Origin of the sequence: Streptomyces shenzhenensis (genome assembly GCF_021462265.1) — a bacterium.
GTDB lineage: Bacteria > Actinomycetota > Actinomycetes > Streptomycetales > Streptomycetaceae > Streptomyces > Streptomyces shenzhenensis.
Map to the genome: position 1 here is coordinate 25,784 of NZ_JAJONF010000002.1, position 20,296 is coordinate 46,079.

At 72.0% G+C, this 20,296-nt stretch carries 15 protein-coding genes and 1 pseudogene; 6 read left to right on the forward strand and 10 right to left on the reverse strand.

What is annotated here, in order from left to right; all coding sequences use genetic code 11:
• Positions 1-138: 138 nt before the first annotated feature.
• Entirely contained in the window at positions 139-1,218 is a 1,080-nt protein-coding gene (gene absR1, locus LQ326_RS02700; protein WP_234531975.1) for a beta-glucuronidase AbsR1, read from the reverse strand.
• A 94-nt stretch (positions 1,219-1,312) separates the two neighbouring features.
• Here absR1 and LQ326_RS02705 point away from each other — a divergent pair, with 94 nt between their 5' ends.
• Entirely contained in the window at positions 1,313-3,049 is a 1,737-nt protein-coding gene (locus LQ326_RS02705; protein WP_234531977.1) for a LuxR family transcriptional regulator AbsR2, read from the forward strand.
• 120 nt (positions 3,050-3,169) lie between these two features.
• Here LQ326_RS02705 and LQ326_RS02710 read toward each other — a convergent pair whose 3' ends face one another.
• The gene (locus tag LQ326_RS02710) at positions 3,170-5,773 is read right to left on the reverse strand and encodes a CHAT domain-containing protein (RefSeq protein ID WP_234531979.1); all 2,604 of its coding nucleotides are present in this window, start codon (positions 5,771-5,773) and stop codon (positions 3,170-3,172) included.
• A gap of 111 nt (positions 5,774-5,884) precedes the next feature.
• Here LQ326_RS02710 and LQ326_RS02715 point away from each other — a divergent pair, with 111 nt between their 5' ends.
• The 3 genes from LQ326_RS02715 to LQ326_RS02725 are packed head-to-tail and all read left to right on the forward strand — an operon-like array spanning position 5,885 to position 8,456.
• Positions 5,885-7,327, forward strand: a complete 1,443-nt coding sequence (locus LQ326_RS02715; protein ID WP_234531981.1) for a S8/S53 family peptidase — start codon at positions 5,885-5,887, stop codon at positions 7,325-7,327.
• A gap of 35 nt (positions 7,328-7,362) precedes the next feature.
• Entirely contained in the window at positions 7,363-7,962 is a 600-nt protein-coding gene (locus LQ326_RS02720) for an RNA polymerase sigma factor (RefSeq protein WP_372496709.1), read from the forward strand.
• Positions 7,959-8,456 (forward strand): hypothetical protein, encoded by a 498-nt coding sequence (locus LQ326_RS02725; protein ID WP_234531982.1) that lies wholly within the window; start codon positions 7,959-7,961, stop codon positions 8,454-8,456. The genes LQ326_RS02720 and LQ326_RS02725 overlap by 4 nt, the downstream gene beginning before the upstream one ends.
• Positions 8,457-8,487: 31 nt before the next feature.
• Here LQ326_RS02725 and LQ326_RS02730 read toward each other — a convergent pair.
• Both LQ326_RS02730 and LQ326_RS02735 read right to left on the reverse strand, forming a co-directional pair.
• Positions 8,488-8,680: pseudogene (locus tag LQ326_RS02730) on the reverse strand (cytochrome P450); the annotation flags it as partial.
• Positions 8,681-8,933: 253 nt separating this feature from the next.
• Positions 8,934-9,725, reverse strand: a complete 792-nt coding sequence (locus LQ326_RS02735) for an N-formylglutamate amidohydrolase (protein ID WP_234531983.1) — start codon at positions 9,723-9,725, stop codon at positions 8,934-8,936.
• 355 nt (positions 9,726-10,080) lie between these two features.
• Here LQ326_RS02735 and LQ326_RS02740 point away from each other — a divergent pair, with 355 nt between their 5' ends.
• A complete protein-coding gene (locus tag LQ326_RS02740) occupies positions 10,081-10,605 on the forward strand; it encodes a hypothetical protein (RefSeq protein WP_234531984.1) in 525 nt (174 codons plus the stop codon).
• Positions 10,606-10,788: 183 nt separating this feature from the next.
• Here LQ326_RS02740 and LQ326_RS02745 read toward each other — a convergent pair whose 3' ends face one another.
• From LQ326_RS02745 to LQ326_RS02760, 4 genes are all read right to left on the reverse strand, one after another.
• On the reverse strand, positions 10,789-13,005 hold the full coding sequence (locus LQ326_RS02745) for an NADP-dependent isocitrate dehydrogenase (RefSeq protein ID WP_234531985.1): 2,217 nt from the start codon (positions 13,003-13,005) through the stop codon (positions 10,789-10,791).
• A gap of 600 nt (positions 13,006-13,605) precedes the next feature.
• Positions 13,606-14,433, reverse strand: coding sequence for a CE1 family esterase (locus LQ326_RS02750; RefSeq protein WP_234531986.1), 828 nt, complete (start codon positions 14,431-14,433; stop codon positions 13,606-13,608).
• A 68-nt stretch (positions 14,434-14,501) separates the two neighbouring features.
• On the reverse strand, positions 14,502-14,867 hold the full coding sequence (locus tag LQ326_RS02755; RefSeq protein WP_234531987.1) for an AtuA-related protein: 366 nt from the start codon (positions 14,865-14,867) through the stop codon (positions 14,502-14,504).
• Positions 14,864-16,207 (reverse strand): acyclic terpene utilization AtuA family protein, encoded by a 1,344-nt coding sequence (locus LQ326_RS02760; RefSeq protein ID WP_234531988.1) that lies wholly within the window; start codon positions 16,205-16,207, stop codon positions 14,864-14,866. The genes LQ326_RS02755 and LQ326_RS02760 overlap by 4 nt, the downstream gene beginning before the upstream one ends.
• A gap of 125 nt (positions 16,208-16,332) precedes the next feature.
• On the opposite strand from LQ326_RS02760, the gene LQ326_RS02765 reads away from it, so the two are divergent.
• Positions 16,333-17,349, forward strand: coding sequence for a LysR family transcriptional regulator (locus LQ326_RS02765; RefSeq protein WP_234531989.1), 1,017 nt, complete (start codon positions 16,333-16,335; stop codon positions 17,347-17,349).
• 5 nt (positions 17,350-17,354) lie between these two features.
• Here the strand turns inward: LQ326_RS02765 and LQ326_RS02770 are convergent, their stop codons facing one another.
• Both LQ326_RS02770 and LQ326_RS02775 read right to left on the reverse strand, forming a co-directional pair.
• A complete protein-coding gene (locus LQ326_RS02770; protein ID WP_234531990.1) occupies positions 17,355-18,668 on the reverse strand; it encodes a hypothetical protein in 1,314 nt (437 codons plus the stop codon).
• A 481-nt stretch (positions 18,669-19,149) separates the two neighbouring features.
• Positions 19,150-20,241: a mechanosensitive ion channel family protein gene (locus tag LQ326_RS02775; protein WP_234531992.1), complete on the reverse strand. Its 1,092-nt coding sequence runs from the start codon at positions 20,239-20,241 to the stop codon at positions 19,150-19,152.
• Positions 20,242-20,296: the final 55 nt, after the last annotated feature.

The window sequence follows — 20,296 nt, forward strand, 5'->3', positions numbered from 1 at the left end:
CTCGCGCCCCCAATCGGGCGCCCGCAGCGTTTCCGGTGTGGCCGCGGCACGTATCCCTCCCCCGAAGGTTACGTGCCGCGACCGCTTCCCCCGGTGCCGGACAGTGGTCCGACCTCCGCGTCGCGGTGTGTGCCGGTGTCACCAGCACATGACCGCTGTCTCCCCCGACCCCCACGTGGAATGGAGACGGACGCGGACGAAGTAGCGGCGGCCCTTGACGAGCCGCACCCTGATCCCGGTGTTGTGCGGGGTGCCTCCGTCGTCGTGGCCGGCGAGGTAGCGCGGTTCCCCGTCGCGCTCCTCGAAGACCACGACGACGCAGTCGCTCTCTCCGAAGGTGCCCACGCTGTAGACGCGGGTCTCCGGCGGCTCCACGGCGAAGTCGGCCTGTCCGCCCGGACCCAGACTGAGCGGCGCCGAACGGAACGGCACCAGCACGGCCGGCGGATCGGCGGGCGGGTACCAGCGGAGCACGAACTCCTTGTCGGCCGGGGACAGCGACCCCGGCGGATAGAGACCGTTGTGGTACTGCTCCGGCTCCAGGATCAGCCCCGGGCCGATGGGGTACTGCATCACGGACTGCGGGTCCCACACCGAGCCGTTGGCCTCGGCGGGGTCCAGCCTGTGCAGGACGTTGACGTACGTCTTGTCCCGGCTCCAGTGGTTCGGCGGTCCGGCGAGGTCGGCGTAGACCGCCTCGTCGTCCCAGTGCACGCCCGCGAACGGGCTCTGGTGCTCGTGCCGCATCCCGAGCGCGTGCCCGATCTCGTGCAGGGCCGTCCAGCGCCCGCCGGGCTCGGTCAGGTCCCAGCCCAGGTTCATGGTGCGCTCGCCCGCGCCCACCGAGAGCGCGTCCCGGCCCACCGCCGACCAGGATCCGTCCCCCAGCTGGAAACCGATCCGCAGCTCCGCCTCGCACCGGTCGAAGACCTCGGCGAACGTCACCCCGATACCGAGGCCCTGCCACTCCCGGAAGCACTCGCGCAGCACGTCCCGCTGCTCCTTGGCGCCGGCCCACGGCACCCGGCGCAGCTCCCCGGTCCCCGGGACCGGGATCACCGAGGCGTCGGTGTCGGCGTCGAAGAAGTAGTAGTGCAGAACCGTGCCGTTGACCCACATCCGCCGCCCGCCGACCAGCGCGCTGAGCCGCTCGGCGGCCAGTCCCGGCGCGAACGCCGGGACCGGCTGCCGCGGAAGCGAGCAGTAGCGTCGGGTCATGCGCCCAGACTGCCGTCCGGCCCTGCCGGGCGCCTGAGTCGGGAGCTACTCAAGTCCCCCTGTATCAGAGCTGAGTAACGCGACTCATACTCACGTGACGAGTTACGAACAGGATGCGCGGACCCTCGAACCGCCCTGGCCCTTCACCGGCCGGGAGGACGAGCTGGAGCTGGTCAGGCGGTCGTCGGCGGCCGGACGCCAGGGTGTGGTGGTGACCGGCCCGGCCGGCATCGGCAAGACCCGGCTGATCACCGAGGCCGTGCGGGGCACCGACTGCGCCCGGGTGACCGGCACCCCCGAGACCAGCGCCCTCCCGTTCGCCGCGTTCGCGCACCTGCTCCCCGACCGGGTCTCGCTGCCCGGCGCCCTGCGGCACCTGTCCGGGGTGCGGCTCCTGGTCGTCGACGACGCCCATCTCCTTGACGAGGCCTCGGCCGCCGTCGTCCACCAGCTCGCCGTGCACGGCCGTACCCGGCTCGTGGTGGCCGCCGCCGACCAGGCATCCGTCCCCGGCGCGATCGCCCGGCTGTGGACCGGCGAACTCCTCACCCGCCTCGCCCTGGAACCACTGCCGTACGACGAGACGGCCGCGCTGCTCGCCGGCGCCCGCCTGGAACCGCTCACCGTGCGCCGGCTGCACCGGGTGTGCCAGGGGGATCTGCGGCTGCTGCGCGATCTGCTCGGCGCGCTGCGCGAGTCCGGCCCGCTGACCCGGGTCCCGGACACCGGGGAGTGGGCCTGGCGCGGCCCGCTGCCGCTCACCGCGACCGTACGCGACCGCATCGCACCCCTGCTGGACCGGCGCGACCCGGCAGAGCGCGGTACCCTCGAACGCCTCGCCTTCGCCGAGCCGTTGCCACCGCACTTCGACGAGGGGCTCGACCTCGCCGTCCTCGAACGGCTGGAGACCGAGGGCCTGATCCACGTCGACGACCGGGGCAGGGCCCGTCTCGCCCACCCCCTGCACGGCCCCGCGCTGCGCGCCTCGGCGGGCCGGCTGCGGGCCCGCCGGCTGGCCCGCACCCCGGACCAGTGCGAGCCCGCCCTGAAGGACGAACAGGGACAACTGGAAGAACTCATAGAGCAGTTGGACGTACGGGAGGCGCCGGCCCCGGTGGGGGAGTGGCTGGCGGCGGGGGGCCTGCCCGTACCGGCCGGGTACGCGGCCGTGCGTGCCCGGTACTCGTGGCTTCGGGGGGAGCTGCGAGAGGCGGCGGCGTGGGCGAGGGAGGGACTGCGGGCGGCGCCGGGCGATGCCTCCTGCCGTACCGAACTCGCCCGTGCCGCCGCCGAGTGGGGGGAGGGTGCCGTAGTGCGCGGGGACGGGGGTCTCGCGCACTACGGCACCGTACGACTCGGGGAGCCCGCGGGGGCCGCGGCAGCCGTGGGGCGGCTGGACGGGGTGCTCGCACGGCACGCGCGGGCCCTCGCCCGCCGTGACGGACCAGCCCTGGACCGGGCGGCCGGGGCGCTGGCGGAGCGCGGCCTGCTGCTGTTCGCGGCGGAGGCCCACGCGCAGGCCGCCCGTGCCCACCGCGACCCGCGCGCCGCCCGGACGTCCCGCACCCGCGCGGTGGCCCTCGCCCGCCGCTGCCAGGGCGCCCGCACCCCGGCCCTGTCCGCCCTGGTGCTCGGCGAACTCACCGCCCGCCAGCGCCAGATCGTCACGCTCGCCGCGACCGGCCTCAGCAACCGGCAGATCGCCGAGCGACTGACCCTGTCCGTACGGACGGTGGGCAACCACCTCTACAGCGCCTACACCCGCCTCGGCGCGAGCGACCGCGCGGCGCTGCCGTGGCTGGTGGAGCAGCCGGACCGGCAGTCGGCCTAGCGCCGCCGGCAGGCAACGTCTGCCGTCAAGGAGCGGCGCCCGGTGCGGCGAGTGGGGGGAGCGTGCCGGGCGTCGCGACGGGGCGTGCGTTGCCTGTCGCGGCCCTGGCACCCTTGCGGCTCAGGCCGCCCCGAACGCGGCGAACGCCCATCCTGTCGCCTGGTGGAGCGCGTCGCCCGGCAGGGCGGCCCGGGCGTCGCGCAGCGCCTCCGCCAGTGACAGCCCGGCGCCCAGCCCCTTGTGCAGGGCCAGCATCAGCGGGACCACCGCCGCGTCGTTGACGGGCGCGCTGCTCGCCACCACCCCGGCCGTGCCCAGCGGCAGCAACGCCGCGACCAGGCCGAGGAGTTCATCGGCGCCGACCGAGGCGAGCCGGGCCGTGTCGCAGCTGGAGAGGATGATCCGGTAGGGGCTGCGGGCCAGGCGCTCGAAGTCGTGCACGATCAGCGGGCCGTCGGCCATCCGAAGCGAGGAGAAGAGCGGGCTGTCCGCGCGGAACGTGCCGTGCGCGGCGATGTGGGCCAGCGCCGCCCCGTCCAACTCCTCCAGGACACGGGGGACCTGGGCCTCGTCGTGCTCCAGGATCCGCGCAGCCGCGTACTGGCCCGCCACCTCTGGCACCTCCGCGCCCCCGGTCGCCAACCCGGGCCCCCGGACCAGCACATGGCGGCCGCCCGGCGGCGGCTCGGTCTCCCGCGCCCGCAGCCAGCTCGACGCCGACGGCGACACGCTGAGCACCCGCTCCCGCAGGGCGGGGAGCAGGGCCCAGGGCACCTGGTGCAGGGCGCCCGGCGGGACGATCACCACCGGCCCGGAGCCGAGCTGGTCCGCCGCCGGGCCCAGCAGCAGCTCCTCCAGCCGCTTCCCGGCGGCCTCCACCACCGGCAGCCGCGCCTCCGAGCCCGGGTGCGCGAGCCGTCGCAGCCCCGCCTGGACGTGCTGCGCCTCGACGACCGCCTCCGCCAGCGGGCCGCCCACGAAACGCCGCACCCGGCCCTGACCGCACAGCAGGATGTGCACCCGGCCGTCCAGCACGGCGAGTTCGACCAGCCGGGCGTCACCGAGCCGGTCCAGGAGGCGGGCCGGGTCGAAGCGGTCGCCGCCGCCGGGGGCGTCACCGCGGGCGTGATGGGTGCGGGCCCGGATCTCCCGTTCCAGGCGCCGCTGTTCACGTTCCAGGGCGGGCACCGGACGGCCCTCCCGGCGGGCCTCCTCCGCACGGGAGGCGATCTCCCGGAACGCGGTGAGCGAGGCGAGCAGGACCGGGTCGGCGGGCGGCCGGGTCGGGGGAGTGGACAGGACCGTGGCGCGCCAGCGCTCGCTCCACTCCAGGAGGCGGCGCGGCCCGCCGTGCGCGAGGCTCGCCTGCTGGGCCAGCGCGGCCAGTTCGGCGCCCTGCGCGGTGGCCCGGGCCCGCAGCTCCGAGGCGCCCAGGGTCATCCGGTGGTCGTCGAGGACGTCGAGGCCGCGCCGGCAGGCCTCCAGGACGCCCCGGCCCGAACCGGCCGCCCGCGCGCGGAGCGCCTGGGCGGCCCAGCCGGTCATCCGGGCCAGCGGCGGCCCGACGTGCCTGCCGCGCGCGGCCACCGCGAGATGCCGTTCCGCGTCCGCAGTCCAGCCCAGCGCCAGCGCGATCCGCCCCGCGAGCAGCGAGGCCTCCGGCGCGGCCGGCGCGCCGAAGGACGCCAGCTGGTCGGCGACCGCCACCGCGTCCTGCACCAGCCGCCCGGACGCGGCCCCGCCCGCCACCCGCGCCTCGATCAGCACCAGCCGGGCATGCGTCTCCCACCAGCCGCGCCGCTGCCCCGAGAACAGCCGTACGGCGACCGCGGCACGGGCGACCGCGGTCTGCGCGTCCCCGGTCGACAGCGCGGACCGGGCGGCGGTCAGCAGCAGTTCGGCCTTGCGGGTGGACTGCCCGCCGATCCGGTCCAGGGTCGCGATCGCCGCGTCCGCCTCGGCCAGCGCCTCCGGGGCCAGTCCGGCCGCCATCAGCACGTCGCAGCGCGCGATGTACAGCATGAACGAGGGCGTGCCCAGCTCGTCGTACCGCTCCTTGGCCTCGGCCAGCAGCCGCAGCGCCGCGGGGATGTCGCCGGAGCGGTAGGCGGCCAGGCCCCGGTTCTCCACGGCGACCGCCTTGTCGTGCTCCTGGCCCGTCGTCTCCCACAGCAGTTCCGCCGCCGTGAAGTCCGCGTCCGCCCGCTCCACCGCGCCCACCGCCAGATGCACGGTGGCCCGCACGCTCAGCGCCCGCGCGGTCCAGATGACGTCACCGGCCTGCCGCAGCACCGGTATCGCCCGCCGCAGGTCCTCCAGGGCCTCCTTGTGCCGGCCCAGCACCCACCAGGCGTACGCCCGCCGGTACAGCACCCGCGCCCTGGTGTGCCCGCTGCCCCGGGCCACCCCGCGCTCCAGCACGGTCAGCCCCTGCCGCGTGCGCCCGGCGTGCACCAGGGCGACCCCGAGGGTGCCGAGGACGTCCGCCTCCCGCTCCGCCGAGTCCGCGCGGGCCGCGCAGTCCCGGGCCTTGCGCAGGTGGTCCAGGGCGAGCGCGAGGTCCCCGAAATCCCGCTGCCAGATGCCGATGACCTGGTGGGCGACGGACGCGTCCAGCGGCGGCGGATCGGACCGCAGCACCTGCTCCGCCCGTGCCAGGGCCGCGCCGGGGGCGGCGAACACCATCGGCAGCAGTTCCGTAACCGAATCGCTTCGCGCAGTCACCCCTCGGATGGTACTGGCCTGGGCATACATGCCCCACAGGTTTGACGCTGTATCAAGCGGCGACCGCACGACTCTGACTGAAGAACGCCGTTTCCGGGGGAGGGACAGGCCATGGCACCTCAGCGATTCCATGAGCAGTTCGAGCAGATCCAGCGTTCCATGCCGGACGTACCGCTGGCGATGGGGCCGGACGACGCAGCCGAGTTCCTGTACGAGAAGGGGGTGGTCCTCGCCCGGGACGGCGAGGAGGCCCGGGTCGTAGAGGACACCGTGCGCGCCCACTTCACCGCCACCACCGGCCTGGTCGCCGACGGGGTGCGCAGGGCGGGTCCGGAGACCAACCGCACCGGCGTCACCCGCATCCAGGTCGGCGACCCGAACCACGGGGACCGCACCGGCGACCGCGCCGTCAGCCACGCGCTGCGCGCCCTCCGGGAGGCGGAGGGCCGCTCGGGCCGCCGCCTGGTCAGCCGCAACCACGTGGTGTCCACCACGGGCAACGCCAACTCCTGCAACCCCTGCGAACCGCTCCCCGCCCTGCTCACCCAGACCCCCAACCCGCAGGCCGTGGCGGGGAGCTACGACCCGGACACCGCCGTCAGCGTCCTGGTGATGGACACCGGGCTGGTGCACGACTACCGCTCCTACCCGCTCCTCGACCGCGTCCAGGGCGACCCGCAGCTCACCGAGACCGACACCGACGGAGTCCTCCAGCAGTACGTCGGCCACGGCACGTTCATCGCCGGGCTCATCGCCGCCCTCGCCCCCAACACCGACATCACCGTCACCAACACCCTCAACGACGCGGGCGCCATCCTGGAGTCCGAGTTCGGCGGCAAGCTCTTCGAGGCCGTCGACCAGCACGGCTGGCCGGACATCATCAGCCTCTCCGCCGGCACCTCGAACGGCAGCGCCGACGGGCTGCTCGCCGTCGAGGCCTTCATGGACGCCCTGCGCGACCAGCACACCCTGCTCGTCGCGGCCGCCGGCAACAACGGCAGCGCCACCCACTTCTGGCCCGCCGCCTGCGCCGACCTGCCCGGCTACGAGAACGCGGTCCTCTCGGTCGGCGCGCTGCGCAGCGACGGCGAGCACGGTGCCTGCTTCACCAACCACGGCGGCTGGGTCAAGGTCTACGCCCCCGGCGAGCAACTCGTCGGCGCCCTGGCCGGCTTCGACGCACCCGTGCCGTACGTGTACCAGCACACCACCTACGACGCCTGCCGGTTCGGTTTCACCTACGCCTGCACCTGCCAGTACCCGCGCCACACCGGCGTGTTGACCGACGCCGGGACGACCGGCCCCGGCAAGCCCGACCAAGTGATGTTCGAAGGGTTCGCACAGTGGAGCGGAACATCGTTCGCCACCCCCATCGCCGCCGGCCTCGTAGCCGACCGGATGACCACGCACAAGGAGACCGACCCGCGCACGGCACGCAGCCAACTCCTGCAGAACATCACGGAGTACGCCGAGGTGCGCGGCACCCCGGTACCGGTGCTCCGCCCGGCGAGCTGGCAGCCGGTCCCGGTCGTGCGGCTGACCGCCACGGCCTGAGGTCCGGAACACTCCCCTCCACGGCGTACGATGACTTGCCGTACACGAGGGGTGGGACCGTGGACCGAGCAGAGGTCGGCGCGCTGGTCCAGGCGGCCGTCGACGGCGACGCGGCGGCCTGGAAGGCGCTCGTGGAAGGGCTGAGCCCGCTGGTGTGGTCCGTGGTGCGCGCGCACCGGCTCTCCGACGCCGACGGGCACGAGGTGTACCAGACCGTGTGGTTCCGGTTCGCCCAGCACCTGGGCCGCATCCGGGAGCCCGACAAGGCGGGCTCCTGGCTGGCCAGCACGGCACGCAACGAGTGCCTGAAGGTGATCCGGAACCTGACCCGGCTGCTGCCGACCGACGATCCGCAGGTTCTCGACCGGGCCAGCGAGGACCGTACGCCCGAGCAGTCCCTGATCGACGCGGAGGACCAGGCGGACGAGGCCCGGCGGATCCGTCTGCTGTGGCAGGAGTTCGAGGAACTCGGCGACCGGTGCCGGCAGTTGCTGCGCGTGCTGATGGCCTCGCCGCCGCCCAGCTATGTCGAGGTGTCCGTCGCGCTGGGCATCGCCGTGGGCAGCATCGGCCCGCTGCGCCAGCGCTGTCTGCGCCGGCTGCGGGCCCGGCTCGACGCGAGGGGTGCGATGTGAGCGACGACGACTTCCCGCCCGACCAGGGCCTCGACGAGAGCGCCGACAGCGCCGCCGTCGACTTCGACGCGGACCTCCTGGAGGAGGAACTGCGCCGCGCGGCCGCCGTCCTCGACCCGCTTCCGGCCGGGCTGCTCCAACTGGCCATGGACGCCTATCTGCTGCACGACCTGGACGCCCGGGTCGCCGAGCTGACCTTCGACTCCCTGACCGACGCGATCCCCGTCAGAGGAGTCCAGGACCCGCCCCGGATGCTGACCTTCCAGGCGGGTGAGCTGACCGTGGACGTCGAGGTCACCGGCGACGGACTGCTCGGCCAGCTGCTGCCCCCGCAGTCCGCCCGCATCGAGGTGCTCGACGGCCCGGCTTCGGCCCGCCCGCTCACCGTCGACCCCATGGGCCGGTTCGCCGACACCACCCCGCCCACCGGCCCCTTCGCACTGCGCCTGAGCACAGGCGCCGACGTGATCGTGACGGAGTGGCTGCGGGCCTGAACCGGGCCGCGTCCTGACGGAGCCACCCGCACCAGCTGACCGGCAGCGCCCGTGGCGCCGGATCATCGTCCGGCGGGCCACTCCACGCCCTCGGCCGGGACCGCGGCTCGCGGTCCCGGCAGGCGGTCGAGGAGGGCATCGACCAGGAGGCCGGTCCGCAGCCGGGCCAGGACCGTGCCTGTGCGGCGGTGCGGGCCGTTGCCGAACGCGAGGTGCGGGTCGGGGGCGCAGCCTCCCGTATGGGCGGCGGCTTCCTGGACCGGTGGCGGGGCTTCCCGCATCGGCGGCGCGGCTTCCTGGACCGGTGGCAGGGCTTCCCCGGCAGGGCCTCGTGGACCGCCCGCAGGGGCCCCGCCGCCGCGGGCGCGGCCGTCCACGTGGTCTGCGGGGTCACGCGCGTGGAGAACTCCGTGGGCATGTCCCGGCGGTCGTACGGCCCGCGCCCCCTGTCCTTTCGAAAGTGCTCCGGCCGGAGGGTCAACGGCCGGCGGCGTCCACGAGCGCGGCGAGGGCGGCGGCGAGCCGGTCCGCTCCCGTGCCCGCCGGACCGCCGGGCTCGGCCATGTACAGGTCCCGCCGGATCTCCACCATCAGCGCGTCGACCCGCGCGTCCGTCCCGTAGAACTCCAGCGGCACATAGGTTCCGCCGAACGGGCTGTCCAGCCCCGTCTCCCCGCACCCCGCGAAGGCCTCCCGGGCCGCCTGCGTCAGCCGGGCCGGCGTGTGGAAGGCGTCCGTGCCCAGGCACACCGGCGGCCGCGGCCCCGCCCCGTGCAGTTCGTAGGGCAGCGCCCGGCTCGGATAGGAGTGCACGTCGATCACCACGGCCCGCCCGGTCGCTGCCAGCCGCCCGGCGACGGCCTCCGTCATCGCCCGCGCGTACGGCCGGAAGTACCGCTCGACCAACGGCCCGGGATCGAACGGCTCGTTCCGCAGCACCCCCCGGTGCGTGGTCCGCGTGTACACGGCCCCCATCCCGACGGCGAGCATCTCCTCCCGCTCGTCCGGGAACCGTTCCGGGTCCACCACCAGCCGCGACAGCCGGTTGACGAACCGCCAGGGGGCCACCCCGGCGAGATTCGCCGCCGCCTCGGCCAGTTCGGCCGTGTGCGCGTCCGTGATGTGGTCCAGCTCCCGCTCCAGCGCGGCGTCGTCGAGCACGATCCCGGCGCGTACCGCGGCCGGAACCGCCCGCGCGGAGTGCGGCACATGCAGGATCACCGGCGACTCGGCGGCGCCGGGCAGGAGGTCGTACGACGGCTGGGACACGGGCGGGCTCCCGGGTGTGGTCAGTGGCAGGGCGCGGGATCGGGTTCGAGTACGTCACGCGGCGCGGGCGGCGCCGACGCGCAGGGTCAGGTCCGGGGGCGGTGGGGGGCGACCGCCACGTCCATGGGGGCGGGCCGTCACCGGGCCCTGGGGTGGGCCGTCACCGCGTCGCGGGAGCGGCGACGGCAACCAAGGGCGGTCCATGACTTGCTCTGCGCCGCTCCCGTGCTGTTCAAACATTCAACAAAGGGATCTTCGTGACCGGTAAAGAAGTCTACCCGCATAGATGATCCCGGTGCTGTCATGCTCACGACCGCCCGGAACTCCTGCCGGGCACCGCTCCGGGAGATCCCCCATGCCCCGAATATCCCGCTCCGTGGTCACCGCCCTGTCCTCCCTCGCCCTCGCCGCGGCCGGCCTCACGGTCGCGGCCGGCACCGCGCACGCGCAGAGCTGCAGCCAGGCCTACCTCCCCCTCCCCGACCCCAGCTGCCAGCCCGGCGACTTCAACCCGGACGTCACCCAGTCCACCATCGGCTCCACCATCTGCGTCTCCGGATGGACCGCGACCGTCCGGCCGTCCAGCTCCTACACCACCGCGCTGAAGAAGACGCAGATCGTCGAGTACGGCTACACGGACACCAGCACCTCGGACTACGAGGAGGACCACTTCGTCCCCCTCGAACTCGGCGGTGCCCCCAAGAGCGAGCTCAACCTCTGGCCCGAGCCGGAGTACGGCACCAAGACCGCGGCCAACAAGGACACCGTCGAGAACAAGCTCAAGAAGGCCGTCTGCGCCGGCACCGTCACCCTGGCCGACGCGCAGGACGCGATCGTCACGGACTGGACGACCGCGCTGTCGAACCTGGGCCTGAGCTGATCCCGTCCGCCGGCTCGGGGGCCGGTCACCTCTCTCGGAGGTGGCCGGCCCCTGCCGGCTCCCGCCGGGCGGAGCCGGTGCCGTCGCGGCCGGGGTGGCAGGTCCTGACATGGCTCCGTCCCGGCGGGCGGGAGGCCTGCCGGGACGGAGACAGCGCGAGGCGGCCTGCGACGCCGCTGGAGCCTAGAGGGCCGCGAGGGCCGCGTTCCAGGTGGCCGACGGGCGCATGACCGCGTCCGCCTTGGCCTTCTCGGGCTGGTAGTAGCCGCCGAGGTCGGCCGGGGAGCCCTGGACGGCGAGCAGCTCTTCGACGATCTTCTGCTCGTTGGCGCCGAGCGTCTCGGCGAGCGACGCGAACGCCTTGGCGAGCTCGGCGTCGTCGGTCTGCTTGGCGAGCTCCTGCGCCCAGTAGAGGGACAGGTAGAAGTGGCTGCCGCGGTTGTCGATGCCGCCGACGCGACGGGTCGGGGACTTGTCCTCGTTCAGGAAGGTGGCCGTGGCCCGGTCGAGGGTGTCGGCGAGGACCTTGGCGCGAGTGTTGCCGGTGAAGTCGGCGTACTGCTCGAAGGAGGGGACGAGCGCGAAGAACTCACCGAGGGAGTCCCAGCGCAGGTAGTTCTCCTTGACCAGCTGCTGGACGTGCTTGGGCGCGGAGCCGCCGGCGCCCGTCTCGAACAGGCCGCCGCCCGCCATCAGCGGGACGACCGACAGCATCTTGGCGCTGGTGCCCAGCTCCAGGATCGGGAACAGGTCGGTCAGGTAGTCACGGAGCACGTTGCCGGTGACGGAGATGGTGTCCTCGCCGCGGCGGATGCGCTCCACGGACAGCTTGGTGGCCTCGACGGGGGAGAGGATCCGGATGTCCAGGCCCTCGGTGTCGTGCTCCTGGAGGTACTGCTCGACCTTGGCGATCAGCTGCGCGTCGTGCGCGCGGCCCTCGTCCAGCCAGAAGACGGCCGGGTCACCGGTGGCGCGGGCGCGGGTGACGGCCAGCTTCACCCAGTCCCTGATCGGCGCGTCCTTGGTCTGGCAGGCACGGAAGATGTCACCGGCGGCGACCGGCTGTTCGAGCACGACGTCGCCGGCCGCGTCGACCAGGCGGACCGTGCCGGCGGTGGCGATCTCGAAGGTCTTGTCGTGGGAGCCGTACTCCTCGGCCTTCTGCGCCATCAGGCCCACGTTCGGGACCGAGCCCATCGTGGACGGGTCGAAGGCGCCGTTGGCCCGGCAGTCGTCGATCACGGCCTGGTAGACACCGGCGTAGGAGGAGTCCGGGATGACCGCGAGGGTGTCGGCCTCCTGGCCGTCCGGGCCCCACATGTGGCCGGAGGTGCGGATCATGGCCGGCATCGAGGCGTCGACGATGACGTCGGAGGGCACGTGCAGGTTGGTGATGCCCTTGTCCGAGTCGACCATCGCGAGGGCCGGGCCCTCGGCGATCTCGGCGTCGAAGGAGGCCTTGATCTCGGCGCCCTCGGGCAGGTTCTCCAGGCCCTTGAGGATGCCGCCCAGACCGTCGTTCGGGGAGAGGCCGGCCGCCTTGAGCGTCTCGCCGTACTTCGCGAACGTCTTCGGGAAGAAGGCGCGCACCACGTGGCCGAAGATGACCGGGTCGGAGACCTTCATCATCGTGGCCTTCAGGTGCACGGAGAACAGGACGCCCTCCTGCTTGGCACGGGCGATCTGCGCGGCCAGGAAGTCGTTGAGCTGCGCGACGTGCAGCACGGAGGCGTCGACGACCTCGTCCGCGAGGACCGGTACGGACTCCCTGAGGACAGTGGTGGTGCCGTCCTCGGCGACCAGCTCGATCCTGAGCGCGCCGGCCTCGGAGATCACCGCGGACTTCTCGGTGGAGCAGAAGTCGTTCTCGCCCATGGTCGCCACGTTGGTCTTGGACTCGGCGGACCAGGCGCCCATGCGGTGCGGGTGGTTCCTGGCGTAGTTCTTGACCGAGGCGGGGGCGCGGCGGTCCGAGTTGCCCTCGCGCAGGACCGGGTTCACGGCGGAACCCTTCACCTTGTCGTAGCGGGCGCGGATCTCGCGCTCGTCGTCGGTCTTCGGGTCGTCCGGGTAGTCCGGCAGCGCGTAGCCCTTGCCCTGGAGCTCGGCGACGGCGGCCTTCAGCTGCGGGATCGACGCCGAGATGTTCGGCAGCTTGACGATGTTGGCCTCGGGCGTCTTGGCGAGGTCGCCCAGCTCGGCCAGCGCGTCGGGGACGCGCTGGTCCTCGTTCAGGTACTCCGGGAAGTGGGCGATGATGCGTCCGGCCAGCGAGATGTCGCGGGTGTCCACGGCGACACCGGCCTGCGAGGCGTACGCCTGGACCACCGGCAGGAACGAATGCGTCGCCAGGGCCGGGGCCTCGTCTGTGTAGGTGTAGATGATGGTCGAGTCAGTCACCGGGTGCTCCGCTCCACGTCTGCAACATTGCTCGACATCAAGATATCTCGTGATCGGCCCGGGCTCGACAGGGGTTCGTGACTCGGCAGACCGTTTGTCGTACGGCGGGCAACCGGATCGGCCAAAAGGGTGGTCATGACGAACGGGCCGCCATCGACCGGAGGCCGGACCGGCCGTCCGGCGCGTACGAGCGAAAGGGGCGGGCCCTGGGACATCGCACCGGACGGACGGCCCCGGCCGCCCGGCTCGGCGCGGTCACCGTACCGGCCCCGGGGTCCCCGGCCCTCGCGCGTCCCTTCTCCGCGGGGGAGAAAAGCGGCGACGCGAGGACCGGGGACGACACGCCGGCCCGGGCCCGGAGACCCTCGGCGACCCCGTCCACCCGGCTTGATCAGGAGCCGATTCGTGCCCTGGAAGGCTCATGAAGATCTTGGCGAGGGGTCGTCCGGCCGTGGGCCGCCCACCACACGTGGTTCGGATACGAGGCGGGCCGGCGCGTCCACGTGGTGTCCGGCGTTGATCAAGTGTTCGGTGAGTGCACCACGGAGGTAGCCGGCACCGGTCAGAAAGATCTTCACGTCGGCTCCTCGGGCGTCGGGTTCAGGCGGGGCGCTCGGCGCCGGCGGAGAGGTGGAAGAAGTCGGCCGCCGCCGCGACAGTGTCGAAGGTCATGTCGGTTCGTCCCATGACGAACGGGGCCTTACGGGTTCCGGGGATGGTGTGGCCGCCGCCGTTGACGGTGTAGAGGGTGACGGGGGCGTGCCCGGGCCGGCGGTAGTGGACCGCTTCCACGGACGTCTTGGTTTCGCGGCCGGCAGGGGCGATGCTCTCCGCGACAGGTGCTGTAGTGATCTTGTTGCGCTGCGCGTAGTAGCGCGCGGTCTGTGCCGCCGACAGCCCAAGGCCCCGGGGTTTGAAGCCCCACATGCTCGCCATGCCACCCTCGAAGGGCACGAGCGGGTCCTTGGTGCCGTGCACGAGCATGACCGGCAGGGGCTTGTCCTGAGGGTCGTCGGGGGCGAAGTTGTTCTCCGCAGGCTGTGTCGCGGAGATGACTGCGGCTCCGGCCAGCAGGTCCGGTACCTCGTGGATGAGCCGGATCACCATCTGGCCGCCGTTGGAGAATCCGATGGCGTGGACACGGGACGGATCGCCGCCGTAACGACTCACGAGCCGGTCGATGGCGGTGCGTGTGAAGGCGACGTCGTCGTATCCCTCGGTGCGGGCTGCGAACCGGTTGGAGATCCGGGCGTCGTTCCAGTGGTGCTTGTACCCGTCGAGGTAGGCGACAACGGCTCCGTGGTCAGCGGCGAGGCGATCGAAGGCACGGCCGGTGAAGGCGCGCAGTTTCGCCCCTGTCTGGTTGGATCCGTGCAGCAGGAGAACGACGGGTGCCGGACGGTCCGCCGTCTGGCCGAGGACTGTCATCGTGCGTGCCTGTCCGTTTACCTGCAGCGTTTCCCGTGCTTCGCGCAGGTGACGGCCGGGGAGTGAGGTCATGGTGCTTCCGAGTGTTGGTTCCGGTCGGTCTGGGTGAGGGGGACGGGAAGATCCAGCAGGTCGCCGGAGAGCGTCTTGCCGTGCCGGTCGCGGTGAAGCGACGTGGTGACCGTGTCTGTGGGATCGCGTTCGCACAGGAACAGCAGGGTCGCGGTGCTGGGCATCTCATAGCGGCGGACGGCGCCGGTGACGCGGCCTTTGAGGCGCTCGCGCACGACTGCCGGCGTCAGGTGGTCGCGCAGAGCGGGGTAGTCGGCTGCGTGCCGGGCGACGACGGCCACGGTCAGCGTGCGGCCCTTGTCTCCGGTGCGGGCGTGGGCCAGCAGGCGCAGGATGACGGTGGGAACGGTCGCCGCCGTCATGCGCCACTCCTCAGCAGGTCGATCGATGCAGCGGCGGCCTTCCGGCTCACGGTGCTGGACAGGACGCCGAGGACGGGCTCCGTGGTCACCCGGACTCCGCCTCCGCCGGCGGGACCGTTGGTGTAGAGCGCGGTGACTTCCTCACCGAGCCGTGCGGCCGTTGCGGCGTCATCGGCCTGCGCGACCAGAGACAGCCTGCACCGGCCCGACCCCGGCAGGGTCGCACCGTCGTGCTGCGCGATGGGGTCCACCCCCAGCAGTTCCTCATGGAGGTGGCGGAAGAGACCCTGCGTCCGCTCGCGCACGACCGCAGCGGCCAGTTCGGCGCGCCGCCGGGCGCCGGTCCCCGCGTAGTCGATCTCCGCCTCGCATCGGAAACCGCCCTGGAAACCGACACTGACCTTCAGGTCCGCCGGCGCCGGACGGCCTCTGGACCCGCTGACGCGGACCCGGTCACCACCGAGATCCGTCACGGTGACGGCGCTGAAGTCGGCGTGCACGTCGGGGGTGAGGTAGCGGGCCGGGTCACCGATCTCGTAACCGAGCTGCTCGGCGACCGTCGCGGCATCGACTCTGCCGCCGGTGCCGGGAAGCTTTGTGATCACGGCATCGGTATCGGTGACCTCGGCGACCGGGAAGCCGAGATGAGCGAGACCGGGAATCTCACTCAACGGCGGATCGGCGAAGTACCCCCCGGTGACCTGGCCCGCGCATTCCAGCAGGTGCCCGACCAGGGTGCCGTGCGCGACCTGGTCGGCGTCCCCGAGATCCCAGCCACGGTGATGAGCGAGGCAGCCGACGAACAGCGAGGGGTCCGCGACACGTCCGGTGATGACCACGTCGGCGCCGGCGTCCAGGGCTGCCCGTACCGCATCCGCTCCGAGGTAGGCGTGAGCCGAGATCAGCCGGCCGTGATCGGCCAGGGGCCGTCCGTCCTCCTGAGCGGGCAGACGGGGATCGAGAGCGTCTGTCACCTCGTCGCCGGTCACCACGGCGAAGGCCAGGTCGAGCTCGAGCCGACGGGCCAGTCGGGCGGCGGCCCTGCCCGCCGCGGCGGGATCGGCCGCACCGAGGTTCGTCACCACCTTCGTGCCGCGTTCGGCGACCGCGGGCAGCAGCGGGGCCAGGCGGCGCTCCAGAAACGGGTCGTAACCGCCCAGTGGATCGCTGAGGTGGCGAAGCGCGCCGGCCGCCATCGTCCGCTCGGCAAGGCATTCGAGCACCAGGTAATCCAAGTCACCGCGGTCCAGCAGGTCGGCTGCCGGCTCGAACCGGTCACCGGAGAATCCGGCTCCACAGGCGATCCGCGTCGCGGCGATCGCCCGGTCCGCCATAGTCATGTCATCCACCTCCCTCGAGTCCGGCGCAGGAACTTCCAGTCGTCCCTGGCCCGCTTCGCTCACGCTAGGGTGGACACTTGGCATCGAGAAGACATTGATCCCGCATAAACCTATGCTTTGAAGGCATGGATATCTCGTTGTCCCAGATGGCTGTCATCGATGCTGTCGCCCGGCACCGCTCCTTCAGCCGGGCTGCACGCGAGCTGCACATCGGTCAGCCAGTGGTGTCGCGGACGGTGGCGTTGGTGGAGCGCGTACTGAACGCCACGCTGTTCACCCGCACCACCCGGGCGGTCGAGCTCACCGACGCCGGCCATGCCTACCTCACGGTCGCCCGCGCTGTCCTGGCGGCCGCGGAGCGCGGGCAGAGGCAGTGGAACGGCTATCTGACAGGTGAGAACGGTGAGGTCGCCATCGCCGCGCTTCCCTCCGTGGCGGCCACCGTGCTGCCCGCCGCCGTGCGGGGGTTCACCCGCGGGCACCCCGGCCGCTCGGTGACGGTCTTCGACATGCCGGCCGCGGAGGGTGTGACCATGCTGGAGACCGGCAAGGCCGACCTGGCGGTCTGCGACGCCGAAGAGGCATCACGGCTCACCGGTCCTTATGACGTCGAGGTGCTCGCCACCGACTCCCTGGTCGCCGTCATGCCGCCGGACAGCCGCCTGACTGCCCTGCGCGAGGTCACCTGGGCCGAGCTGAGCCGTGAACCATTCGTCGCACTGCAGCCTGGAACCGGTGTCCGAGTGCTGACGGACTTCGGATTTGCTTCTGCCGGCACACCTCCACGTGCGCTGGTGACAGCACGAGGCGTAGCGACCGTGGCCGGGCTGGTGGCAGCAGGCATCGGAGTCAGCGCGATGCCACAGGCCGTGCTGCCACTCCTCGGCTTCCAGGAAGTGACGGTCCGCCCCTTGACGGAGCCCGCGGTCACCAGACAGATCTGCCTGCTCGGGCGCAACCCGCTGCCACCGGCAGCGCAGGCTTTCCGCCGGGCCGTCGCCGAGGCATTCGCGCAGCGACCCTCCCCTGTCGATCTCGGACTCACCCGCACAGACGGCACCCGGACGATCAACCCCGCTCCTGCACAGACCAAGGGGTCGCCCGGCCCACGGCCGGACGACCCCTCACCGAGATCTTCATGAGCCTTCTAGGAGCAGCCGGGTACGGTGCTCGGGCTGCCACAGTTGTCGGGCTGGTTACCGGTGATGCGGCTGGCGATCAGCGTCACCGTGCCGCTGGCGTTGAAGACGCCGCCGCCGGCCGCGCCCGTTCCCAGGGCCCGGTTGCCGGTCACCTGGCTGCTCGTGAGAACCACCCTGCCGGAGGCCGTGTTGAAGATGCCGCCGCCCCGGGAGTTCGTGCCGTTGACGGTGTTGCCGTTGACCGGGCTGCTGGTGATCCGGACCGTACCGACGGTGTTGAAGATGCCGCCGCCCTGGGCGTTGGTACCGGTGGTGGTGTTGCCCGTGACCCCGCTCGCGTTCACCGTCATCGTTCCGGCCACCGCGATGCCGCCGCCCTGCGGAGTGGTACCGGTGACGTCGTTGCCGGTGACCGGGGTGACGTTCACCGTCACCGTCGTGCCTACGGCGGCGGCGATCCCGCCACCCAGGACGGTCGCGTGGTTGCCGGTGATCCTGCTCGCGTTGAAGGCCGCCGTGCCGGAACCTCCGAACGGGCTGACGAACACGCCCCCGCCGGCATTATTCGCCCGGTTGCCGGAGAGCGTGCTGGTGTTGACGCTCACCGCGCCGTTGTCGTTGTCGATGGCCCCGCCGAAGGTGTCGGCGGTGTTGCCGGTGAGTCTGCTGCTGTTCAGCGTCACCGCCGAACCTGGGCCCGCGAGCCAGATGGCGCCGCCCCGGCCGTTGCCAAGGCCGCCGGACGCGTGACCGTTGCTGAGGGTCAGGATGTTCAGAGTGAGGTTTCCATGGGGGCCGTTGATTTCGAAGAAACGGAAATTGGCGGCGGTTGCGGCTCGGGTGATGGTGTCGCCGTTTCCGTTGATCGTGACGTTGTTCGTGATGACCGGCAGTCCGTTGTCGTCATTGGGCGGTGTGGCATCGGTGAGGGTGTAGGTGCAGCCGGCCTTGAGGTTGACCGTGCCGCCCACTGCGGCGACAGCGCCGATCGCGCTTTGCAGGTCGCTCTCGCTGCAACTGGGCACGTTCACGACCAGTGCCAGGCTGGGGGGATGAGGGGTTCCGCCTGCCTCGGCGGAGGGAGCGCCGGCCACCGGGCCGGCGGGCGCATTGGGCGACTGCGACACGCCGAGCAGGTCAGGCCCGGGTGGGGCGCCTTGTGCGACAGCGGACGGCGTGACTACGCCAAAAGGGGCGAGGGTGACTCCCATGAGAATGGGGATGGCACGAGAGATGCTCGGACGCATCAGGGCTCCTTCGGGCGGGGCGCGAATGTCGTTCGCGTAAGTGTTACCGGAATATAAGCGGAAGTAATTCATGTCGGATCAATCGACGAGATGGCAACACGTTCAGCCGCTATCACAATTCAACCGAGAGGCCCGCACCCGAACGGTCGCGAGTGGCACCCCGCACGCGCACTCATCGGACGGCCGGTTCCCTGCCGACACCATTCGGTGGCGCTGAGCGCGATGGGCCGGGGAAACCCCGTGGTCAATCAGGTCCGACCGTGCAGACCCGCAGAGGGGATTTCCGCCGGGCGGAGTCGTCCCGGCTTGGAGGCGTCAGGTGCGCTGGAGATCGGGTATCCGGTCCAGGAACGGGACCAGGGAAGCGAACCGTGACGCCGTGTCGGATCGAGAGGTGTCTTGCGCGCCCGTGACACCCGAACCGGGGGGCGGGCGCCGGACGAGACCGGTGGAGATCCTGCTCCGGCCGGCCGGCTCGCCCTGCATCGCTGGTGAACGTCAACCACTGCGAGCAGGGCAAGCCGGGCGCGATTTCGAGATCCTCAGGACGCTCCTACTCGGTGTGCGGCAGACCCGCGGGCAGCTCGTCCGTGACGCGCTGCTGGGGGATCACCACGGCCCCCTGCTGGAGCGCCACCGTGCGGGCCGGGGCCGGAATGCGGATGCCCTCCTCGCGGTAGCGGCGGTGCAGGCGCTTGATGAACTCGTGCTTGATCCGGAACTGGTCGCTGAACTCGCCGACGCCCAGGATCACCGTGAAGCCGATCCGTGAGTCCCCGAAGGTGTGGAAGCGGATCGCGGGCTCGTGGTCCGGGACCGCCCCCGTGATCTCGGACATGGTCTCGGCGATGACCTCGTGCGTGACCCGCTCGACCTGGTCCAGGTCGCTGTCGTAGCCCACACCCACCTGCACCAGGACCGTCAACTGCTGCTCGGGACGCGTGTAGTTGGTCATGTTGGTCTTCGCCAGCTGCCCGTTGGGGATGACCACCAGGTTGTTGGAGAGCTGGCGGACTGTCGTCTGGCGCCAGTTGATGTCCACGACGTACCCCTCCTCGCCGCTGCTCAGCTGGATGTAGTCGCCCGGCTGGACGGTCTTGGAAGCGAGGATGTGGACGCCCGCGAAGAGGTTGGCCAGGGTGTCCTGGAGGGCGAGCGCGACCGCGAGACCGCCCACCCCCAGGGCGGTGAGCAGGGGCGCTATGGAGATGCCCAGCGTCTGGAGCATGACCAGGAAGCCGATCGCCAGCACCAGCACCCGGGTGATGTTCACGAAGATCGTCGCCGAACCGGCCACGCCGGAGCGGGACTGGGTGACCGACCGCACCAGCCCGGCGATCACCCGCGCCGCCGACACCGTCACGGCGAAGATGAGCAGCACCTTGAGGCACTGGTTGGTGTGGTGCTGAACCGTCTTGGTCAACGGCAGCACCGCCGCCGCGGCCGCCGCGCCGCCCGCGAGCGCCGCCCACGGGATCACCGTGCGCAGCGCGTCGACGATGACGTCGTCACCGCTCCAGCGCGTCCGCTTCGCGTGTCCGGCCAGCCAGCGCAGCATGCCACGGGACAGAAAGGCCAGCAACAGGCCCGCCGCGAGGGCGATCCCGGCCAGGACCAGGTCATCGACGGTGAGCGCTCGGTTCACCGGTTACCTCCCATTCGGTTGTGCAACCGCTCATCCTGCCGTATTCGCGCGGAGG